This is a genomic window from Polaromonas sp. P1_E3, from assembly GCF_056405935.1.
This window is the reverse complement of the sequence record NZ_JBFUBD010000579.1, coordinates 1-1,361: the sequence shown is the minus strand read 5'-3', so window position 1 is coordinate 1,361 and position 1,361 is coordinate 1. Positions and strand designations below refer to the sequence as shown.

At 59.8% G+C, this 1,361-nt stretch carries 1 protein-coding gene; it reads left to right on the top strand.

Annotation, left to right across the window (positions count from 1 at the left end):
• The coding region (locus tag AC1D0Z_RS21860) for a type III PLP-dependent enzyme domain-containing protein (protein WP_477660249.1) at positions 1 to 1,191 on the top strand (1,191 nt) is incomplete at its 5' end.
• Positions 1,192 to 1,361: the final 170 nt, after the last annotated feature.

Here is a 1,361-nt window from a genome sequence, read left to right as displayed (position 1 = left end):
GTCAACAAGTCACAGGCCCTCGTTCGCGCGGCCGTAGAGGCAGGCGTCGGGGTGGATGTTTCCAGCATTCACGAATGGCGCGATGCCATGCATGCAGGAGCGGACTCGGCATATTTGTGTGCGACAGGCCCGGCCAAGACTCAGGCATTCCATGCCGGGCTGGTCGCCAGCAATGGATTGATCTCCATCGACTCCGCAGAAGAGCTGCATGGCTTGATCGATTGCATCGGCCGGAACGACTTCGCGCTGAAGGCGCGTGTGCTCTTGCGCTACCGGCCGACCCATTCCCAGGCGAGCCGCTTTGGAATGGGGCCTGACGACCTGTTGCGATGCATGCGGCAGATTTTGCAGGAGAGTGCCCGGCTGGTGTTCGAGGGGTTTCACTTTCACCTTGGCGGCTATGCGCATGAAACGCGGGCGCAGGCGCTGCGCGAGCTCATTCCCCATGTCGAGGCTGCGCGCGCCATGGGCCTCGAGCCGGGAATCATCGATATTGGCGGCGGGATGCCGATCCAGTACCTGGACAGTGATGGTTACGAGGCATTCCTGCATGAGCAAAACAGCCGGCACTACCGCAACGCGCGCGTACCGGACTCGTTCTATCCCTATGGTGGCCGCCTTGATGCCTTCGAATGGTTGAACTGCTTCCTGGAGTCGCCAGCCCACGGCGATCTGTCGATTGCCCAGTACCTCAGGACTGAGGGCATTGCGCTGGCGATCGAGCCGGGGCGCAGCCTGGCTGACCAGGCGGCGATTTCTGTTTTCAGGGTGACCCGCGTCAAGCGCCTCGCCGGTGGGCATCACGTGATATTTGTCGAAGGCAGCAGTTTCAGCGCCTGTGAGACCTGGTTTGCATCGGAATTCCTGCAGGACCCCCTCCTGGTTTCCATCGCCGCCGCTCGCCAGGTCTGCGGTGTACCTCATTCTTTTCATGCCTATATCGCCGGGCACAGCTGCCTGGACGATGACGTTCTTACCAACCGGCTGATCCGCTTCGACCGAATCCCCTGCGCAGGAGATCTGCTGGTCTATGCCAATACGGGCGGTTACCAGATGGATCTGTTGGAAAACGAGTTTCACCGTCACCCTATGCCCCGCCGGATTGCCGTGCATTGCAATGCAACCGGTGGTTTCGATGTTTCACCTGATGACCCAAGGGAGCAACCGCATGATATTGAACAAAGTGACTGACCTGATCGGCAACACGCCGATTCTTGGATTTCCCATTGCCGGGAAGAACGCAAAACTACTGCTGAAGATTGAGAAAAACAATCCCGGCGGGAGCATCAAGGACCGCATGGCCCGCAACATGGTAGTTGCGGCTCTCAAGGCGGGGCGCCTCAAACCCGGCGGGGTCGTAG